This is a genomic window from Lentzea sp. (genome assembly GCF_035525475.1).
In the GTDB taxonomy this organism is placed as follows: domain Bacteria; phylum Actinomycetota; class Actinomycetes; order Mycobacteriales; family Pseudonocardiaceae; genus Lentzea.
In genome coordinates this window covers 1-6,640 of sequence record NZ_DATLEC010000166.1, presented here as the reverse complement: position 1 = coordinate 6,640, position 6,640 = coordinate 1, and the positions used below count along the sequence as shown (strand labels likewise).

The following is a 6,640-nucleotide window of genomic DNA, read 5'->3' as shown; positions in this document are numbered from 1 at the left end:
TGGTCGCGATCGACCTGCGCCAGCCGATGGCCTCGATCCTCGAGACCTTGTCGAAGCTGCCCGTGAAGACTCGGTTGTCGTTGAGCGGTCCGCTGGTCGTGGCGCGCGACATCGCGCACGCGAAGATCAAGGAGCGGCTGGACGCCGGCGAGCCGATGCCGGCGTACCTCCGCGACCACGCGGTCTACTACGCCGGGCCCGCCAAGACGCCGGCCGGCTACGCGTCCGGGAGCTTCGGTCCGACGACCGCCGGCCGCATGGACGCCTACGTCGATGCGCTGATGGAGGCCGGCGAGCCGATGCCGCAGTACATGAAGGACCACCCGGTGTACTACGCCGGTCCCGCCAAGACGCCCGAGGGCTACGCCTCCGGGTCGTTCGGCCCGACGACGGCCGGCCGCATGGACTCCTACGTCGAGCAGTTCCAGGCCGCGGGCGGCTCGCTGGTGATGCTCGCCAAGGGCAACAGGTCCAAGCAGGTCACCAACGCCTGCTCGACGCACGGCGGCTTCTACCTGGGCTCGATCGGTGGCCCGGCGGCGCGCCTGGCGCAGGACTGCATCCGCAAGGTCGAGGTGCTCGAGTACCCCGAGCTGGGCATGGAGGCCGTCTGGAAGATCGAGGTCGAGGACTTCCCCGCCTTCGTCGTCGTCGACGACAAGGGCAACGACTTCTTCGCCGAGACGTCCACGCCGACCCTGCAGATCAGCTTCCGCCGTTAGACCCCTCTCGCGACCCCCGATCAAACAGTACGCTTGTCCTGTATTCGTGTGATCGGGGGTTTCGCGTGATCCACCACGTGCAGGTCGCCTGCCCGGCAGGCTCCGAGGACGCGCAGCGCGCCTTCTACACAGGCGTCCTGGGCTGGACCGAACTCCCCAAGCCACCACTGCTCGCCGCACGCGGCGGCTGCTGGTTCGAGGTGCCTGGCGGCGGTGAGGTGCACGTGGGCGTCGAGGACGACTTCCGCCCCGCGCGCAAAGCCCACCCGGCGTTCGTCGTCGACGTGACCTGGGTGGCAGACGCCGTCGCGGCGGCCGGCCACCCCGTGATCTGGGCCGATCCGGCCGAGATCCCAGGCAGGCTCCGTTTTCACACGTTCGACGGCGTCGGCAACCGCGTCGAGTTCCTCGCCGACGCCTGAAGCCGATATATCAGCTCTCCCGCACACCCATGCCCTGCCCTTTGCAACGAGTCGTTTGTGGACGAAGTCAAAAGACCTGTTGCTAAGGCGCAGGTGAGCGAGGACCTGGGACGGCTGACCGGCGAACGGTCAGCGAGCCAAGAGCCAGTCGAGGGCGTCCGAGGCATGATCCAGAACTGATATATGGCCGTCGCCCGGCGTCACGCGGAGCTCGGCACCGGGGATCCGGGAGGCGAGCCACCGGCTGTGCGACGGCGGGTTGATGCCGTCGCGGTCACCGTGCAGCAGGAGAGTCGGCACGGTGATGGACGCCGGGTCGAAGCCCCACGGTCTGACGTAGGCGAGGTCGTCGTCGACCAGTGGGGCCGGGCCGTTCGCCAACGCCGGCTCGACGACCTTGCCGAACCACGACCAAGGACCTCGCAATGTGGCGAGGTCGGCTTCGGTGAACTCCATGTCGTACTCGACGCCGGACGCCTCGTACCGCTCCTTCTCCTCACGGCCCGCGGCGGCGGCGCGCAACGATGCCTCGGCCGAGGCGACCATGCCGGCGAACCAGTCGAGGCCGTCGACGGCGAAGGGGGCCGAGGGCGCGGCGGCGACGACGCCGGTGACGCGGTCCGGCAGCAAGGCGGCGCACGCGAGGGCGTGTGGTGCGCCGCCGGAGTGTCCGAAGACCGCGAACCGCGGGAGACCCAGGGCATCGGCGATATGCGATATATCAGCGGCAGCCGAGGCCACCGACCGGTTTGGCACGGCGGTCGACCCGCTGTAGCCGGGTCTGTCGTAGGACACCCAGCGCACGCCCGGACGGAACAGCGGTTCCGGCGGAAGCCCGAGGTTGGGCGTGCCGTGGTGCCAGAACACCGGCACACCCGAACCTTCGTCGTACACGCGCAGTACGCGGTCTCCCAGGCGAAGATCCACGTCTCAGCCCGTCTCCTCGCGGGCCTCCAGGAGCAGCCGGCGGTCGCCCAGCGGCGCGGCGAGGCGCACGGTCAGCGGCACCTGGCGCACCTCCTGCGTGCACATCGTGCCCGGAGGCTGCTTGGTGATCGTGACCAGCGTGATCTGGACGACCTCGGCGGACTGCGCCGTCACCTCCGCGCGGGCCTCCTTGCAGCCGCCGCCCATGCCGAAGACCTCGACGTCGCGGCCGTCGTTGAAGACGTAGGCCTCGGCGCGGTAGGTGTCTGACAACGATGTCGTGTCGACCTTCTCCTTCGCCACGGGCGTGGCGCCGGGCGGCACGACGGGCTTCTGCTCCGAGATGGAGACGGGAGGCTGTGCCGGGGCGTTCGAGGGGTTCACGCCGGACGAACCGGTGGAACCGGATGCGGACGTGCCCGTCGTGGGCGCGGCTCCCGGCGAGCTGGACCCGGACGAACTGGAGCCGGGCGTGCCGGACGAGCAGCCGGCGAGCACGGCGGCGAGAGCAACGGCAGCGACGGCGTTTCTCATGCGCACCATCCTTGCAAACCGGGGCGAACGGTCCCGGTGAGGTGAGGTGAGGTGCCCGGCCGGCGGGGCAGATGCCGGCCGGGCATCGTGGGAGGAAGGTCTACTTCTGTTCCTGCCGCGACGTCAGCACGACCGTGCGCTCACCGAGGGGCTCGGACAGCTGCACCGTGAGCGGGGGGAAGCGGATGTCCATCGTGCACATCTGCTTGGTCAGCGGCGTGGTCTCGAGCAGCTCGATCTTCACCGCTGAGGCGTTCTGCTCCAGCACGGACGCGCTCGCCTTGCCGCAGCCGCCCTCCTGGCCGACGACGCCGACGGTCCTGCCGTCACCCTGCGTCCACACGGTGCGCGGGTAGTCCGGTGTCAGGGCGTTGGTGTCGATCTTCGTCACGGGTGTGCCGTCCGGCGGCACCTCACCGGGCGCGATGCCGGGAGGCGCCTCGGAGGGCGAGGTGGCGGTCGGCAACGTCGGACCGCCACCGGCTCCGGGGCTCGCGTTCTGCGCACTGCCACAGGCCGAGATGACCAGCAGCAGGACGCCAGTGCCAACTACGGTTCCTATGTGCCTCATGCACCAAGGACGGAACCGCGGTCACAACGGGTTGCAGCGACTTCCCTTCACAGTTACCGCGACACGGCGGCGACGGCCTCCCGCAACGCCTCCAGACGAGCGGCGGACGCCAGACCGCCGTGGTAGAGGTGGAACTCCTCCACACCGGCGTCCTGGTACGCCAGCCACTCCTTCGCCAGCGCGGCACCGTCCGCGGGCTTCGGCGGCAGTCCCAGCACGTACGCGGCGATCCGCGTGTCCGGAGCGACCGCACGCAACGCCTCGATGCCAGGAACCGCGGCATCGGGGCCGGGCCAGCACATCGTCGTGAGGACGTCGACGTCCGCGTCCACACCACCCGCGACGGTCGCGAACGGCCCGGTGCCCCAAGGGTCCGCCGTCACGTGCATGCCGACGCGGACCGAAGGCGCCGCGGCACGGATCTCGCCGACGATCCGCTGCCGCAACGACCGCACCACTCCCGTGCGCACGGTCCGGACGTCTTCCGCGAGCGCTCCCAACGCTTCCTCGACGCTGGGAGCGCCGCGATCGACCCCGGCCCGGACCGCGTCGCGCAGAGCATCCGGGTCGGCGTACAGGGCGGTGCACGAGGTGCAGAAGCAGAGCGACAACAGCTTCTGCTGCACCGCGTCCCAGTCCGTGCCGTCGGTCTTCTCGTGGTGCCCGCCGTGGAAGAACCCCAGCGGCCCGCAGGCCTCCAGGACGATCCCGTCCGGCGCGCCGAGCTCGAGCACCTCGGACACCAGCGCAGACGCGTACTCGATGACATCGGGCTGCGACGTGCACAACGCGTACGGGTAGCGGTCGCCGAACGCGTTCACCACGGTCACGTCCGGGTGCAAGTCGCCCAGACGCGAGTTGTGCGTCAGCACGGTCCACGCGTACACCGGCAACCCGGCGGCACGAACGAGGGCCGCGGCGGAGCCGAACGAGTCGGAACCATCCATCCAGGACGGTTCCGCCGGCACCAGCCGGCCGTACTTCTCCGCCCGCACGGGCAAGTAGAACGCCGCGTGCCGTGCGTCGACCAACCGGTGCGACGGGTGCAACGGAGTCGCGGCCCGCACTGTGTGGTACGAGGCGGCAAGGGCGATCGCGTCGACACCGAGCCCCTGGTAACGCGCCACGGCGTCCGGGTCACCGATCAGGTCCCACGGATAGACGTGGACAACCGACTTCACCACCGGGGCCGCTTCCTCTCGTAGCTCGGGTCGTACTTCTGCATGTAACCGGTGTCGTCGCGGGACGTGATGCCGCAACGGACGTAGTTCTCCGCCAGCCGCGCCAGCGCGTCGCGGTCCAGCGTCACACCGAGGCCCGGAGTCGTGGGCACCGGCACCGCACCATCCACAAAGGACAGGACACCCGTTTCCACGACCTCGTCGGCGGCGTTCCACGGGTAGTGCGTGTCGCAGGCGTAGTTCAGGTTCGGCGTGGCGGCGGCCAGGTGCGTCATCGCGGCCAGCGAGATGCCGAGGTGCGAGTTCGAGTGCATCGACAGGCCGATACCGAACGTCTGGCAGATCATTCCCAGCTGCCGCGAGCGCTGCAGACCGCCCCAGTAGTGGTGGTCGGACAAGAGGACCTGCACAGCGTTCTGCTCCACCGACGGCCTGAGGTGCTCGAACGCGACCACGCACATGTTGGTGGCCAACGGCATCGGCGCCTTGAGAGCCACCTCCGCCATCCCGGGGATCTCCGGCGTCGGGTCCTCCAGGTACTCCAGCACGCCGTCGAGCTCCTCCGCGACCTTGAGCGACGTCGCCGCCGACCAGGCCGCGTTCGGGTCCAGGCGCAGCGGGTGGTCCGGGAACGCCTCGCGCAACGCCCGGATCGCCTCGATCTCCTGCTCCGGCGGAAAGACCCCGCCCTTGAGCTTGATCGACCCGAACCCGTACTCGCCGATCATCTTGGAGGCCTGGGCCACGATCCCCGCGGGGTCGAGCGCCTCGCCCCACTCGTCCGGCTCGGCGCCGGGATGCCCTGCCCACTTGTAGAACAGGTAGGCCGAGTACGGCACGGCGGAACGAACGGCGCCGCCCAGCAGGTCGTGCACCGGGCGTCCCAAGGCCTTGCCCTGGATGTCCAGGCACGCGACCTCGAACGGCGAGTACACGCGGTCGACGGTGCTCTCGGCGGTGATGTTGCCCGTCAGGCCGTGCTTGTCCGGCCCGACCTCACCGCCCAGCACGGCGGCGACGCGCGCGTGCATCTCGTTGAGGGCGAAGACGTCCAGTCCGATCAAGGAGTCCACAACGGACCGCGAGCGCTCCAGGTGCGCGAGGTCGCCGTAGGTCTCCCCCAGGCCCGAAATGCCCTCGTCGGTGTGCACCTCGACGATCGTGCGCAGCGCCCACGGCTCGTGCACGCCGGCCGCGTTCAGCAGTGGCGGGTCGCGGAAGGCGACGGGTGTCAGAACGATCTCGGTGATCTTCACAGCGCTCCTTCCCCTTCGGGCCGGCCCATCAGGCCAGCAGCGCCTTGCCGGCGGCGATGATCTTGTCGAGGGCGGCCAGGTGCTCGTCGGACGGGTCGACCAGCGGCGGGCGCACGCCGCCGACCTCGAACCCGTTCGCCCGCACCGCGGCCTTCACCAGGGCGACGGCGTAGCCGGGAACCTTGTCGCGCAGCTCGACCAGCGGCTTGTAGAACTCGTGCAGGAAGCGGTGCACGAGCTCCGTGTCGCCCGACTGCACGGCGTTGTAGAAGCCGAGCGAGATCTCCGGCGCGAAGCAGAAGACCGCCGACGAGTACAGCTCGACGCCGATGCCCCGGTACGCGAGCTGGGTCATCTCCGCCGTCGGCAGGCCGTTGAAGAACTGGAAGGGCTTGTCAACGTTGGCACGGACGGCCAGCACGACGCGCTGCATCTGGTCGAGGTCGCCGATGCCGTCCTTGAAGCCCACGACGTTCGGGATCCTCGCGACCTCGGCGGCGGTCTCCGGCGTGAACCGCGCGTTGTTGCGCTGGTACACGATGATCGGCAGCTCGGTGACGGCGGCGGCCTCCGCCACGTACCGCACGAGGCCGGCGGCGGGGTTGGTCACCAGGTACGGCGGCAGCAGCAGGATGCCGTCGGCACCGGCGCGTTCGGCCGCCTGGACGAACTGCTTGGTCGCCACGACCGAGCCGCCCGCGCCGGCGAACACCGGCACCTTGCCCGCGGTCGCCTCGACCGCGACGGCCACCGCGCGTTCGAACTCCTCCAGCCCCAACGCGTGGAACTCGCCGGTGCCGCAGGCGGCGAACACCGCGCCCGGCCCGGCGGAGACACCGTGCTTGACGTGCTCGGCCAGCACGTCGTAGGCGATGTTCCCCTCGGCGTCGAACGGGGTCACCGGAAAGAACAGCACACCATCGAGTTGCATACCCACACTCATCCCTTGATCGCTCCGGTGGTGATCCCACGCAGGAAGGACTTCTGCAGCGACAGGTACACGACGAGACTCGGCACCAGCGCCAGC

Annotated in this window: 8 protein-coding genes; 2 read left to right on the top strand and 6 right to left on the bottom strand. The window is 69.8% G+C overall.

The window, feature by feature from the left end:
• Positions 1-722, top strand: a 722-nt coding sequence (locus VM306_RS27145) for a FumA C-terminus/TtdB family hydratase beta subunit (RefSeq protein ID WP_325520067.1), incomplete at its 5' end; no start/stop codon positions are given.
• A 65-nt stretch (positions 723-787) separates the two neighbouring features.
• Positions 788-1,144, top strand: coding sequence for a glyoxalase (locus VM306_RS27140; RefSeq protein ID WP_325520065.1), 357 nt, complete (start codon positions 788-790; stop codon positions 1,142-1,144).
• A 129-nt stretch (positions 1,145-1,273) separates the two neighbouring features.
• Here VM306_RS27140 and VM306_RS27135 read toward each other — a convergent pair whose 3' ends face one another.
• The 6 genes from VM306_RS27135 to VM306_RS27110 all read right to left on the bottom strand — a co-directional run bounded on the left by VM306_RS27135 (position 1,274) and on the right by VM306_RS27110 (position 6,544).
• Complete coding sequence (locus tag VM306_RS27135) at positions 1,274-2,071, bottom strand: alpha/beta hydrolase (RefSeq protein ID WP_325520063.1); 798 nt, start codon at positions 2,069-2,071, stop codon at positions 1,274-1,276.
• Between the two features lie 3 nt (positions 2,072-2,074).
• Positions 2,075-2,605: a hypothetical protein gene (locus tag VM306_RS27130; protein WP_325520061.1), complete on the bottom strand. Its 531-nt coding sequence runs from the start codon at positions 2,603-2,605 to the stop codon at positions 2,075-2,077.
• Between the two features lie 100 nt (positions 2,606-2,705).
• Positions 2,706-3,176 carry a hypothetical protein gene (locus VM306_RS27125; RefSeq protein ID WP_325520059.1) on the bottom strand — a complete coding sequence of 157 codons (471 nt, stop codon included), beginning with the start codon at positions 3,174-3,176 and terminating at the stop codon, positions 2,706-2,708.
• A 53-nt stretch (positions 3,177-3,229) separates the two neighbouring features.
• On the bottom strand, positions 3,230-4,360 hold the full coding sequence (locus VM306_RS27120) for a hypothetical protein (RefSeq protein WP_325520057.1): 1,131 nt from the start codon (positions 4,358-4,360) through the stop codon (positions 3,230-3,232).
• On the bottom strand, positions 4,354-5,613 hold the full coding sequence (locus VM306_RS27115; protein WP_325520055.1) for a glucarate dehydratase family protein: 1,260 nt from the start codon (positions 5,611-5,613) through the stop codon (positions 4,354-4,356). Before VM306_RS27115 ends, VM306_RS27120 begins: the two co-directional genes overlap by 7 nt.
• 28 nt (positions 5,614-5,641) lie before the next feature.
• Positions 5,642-6,544 carry a 5-dehydro-4-deoxyglucarate dehydratase gene (locus VM306_RS27110; RefSeq protein WP_325520053.1) on the bottom strand — a complete coding sequence of 301 codons (903 nt, stop codon included), beginning with the start codon at positions 6,542-6,544 and terminating at the stop codon, positions 5,642-5,644.
• Between the last annotated feature and the right edge of the window lie 96 nt (positions 6,545-6,640).

What these genes read in the sequence shown, in the direction of transcription:
- VM306_RS27130 (WP_325520061.1), bottom strand. Translation starts at nt 2,605, where the DNA reads ATGAGAAACGCCGTCGCTGCCGTTGCTCTCGCCGCCGTGCTCGCCGGC.
- VM306_RS27125 (WP_325520059.1), bottom strand. Translation starts at nt 3,176, where the DNA reads ATGAGGCACATAGGAACCGTAGTTGGCACTGGCGTCCTGCTGCTGGTC.
- VM306_RS27110 (WP_325520053.1), bottom strand. Translation starts at nt 6,544, where the DNA reads ATGCAACTCGATGGTGTGCTGTTCTTTCCGGTGACCCCGTTCGACGCC.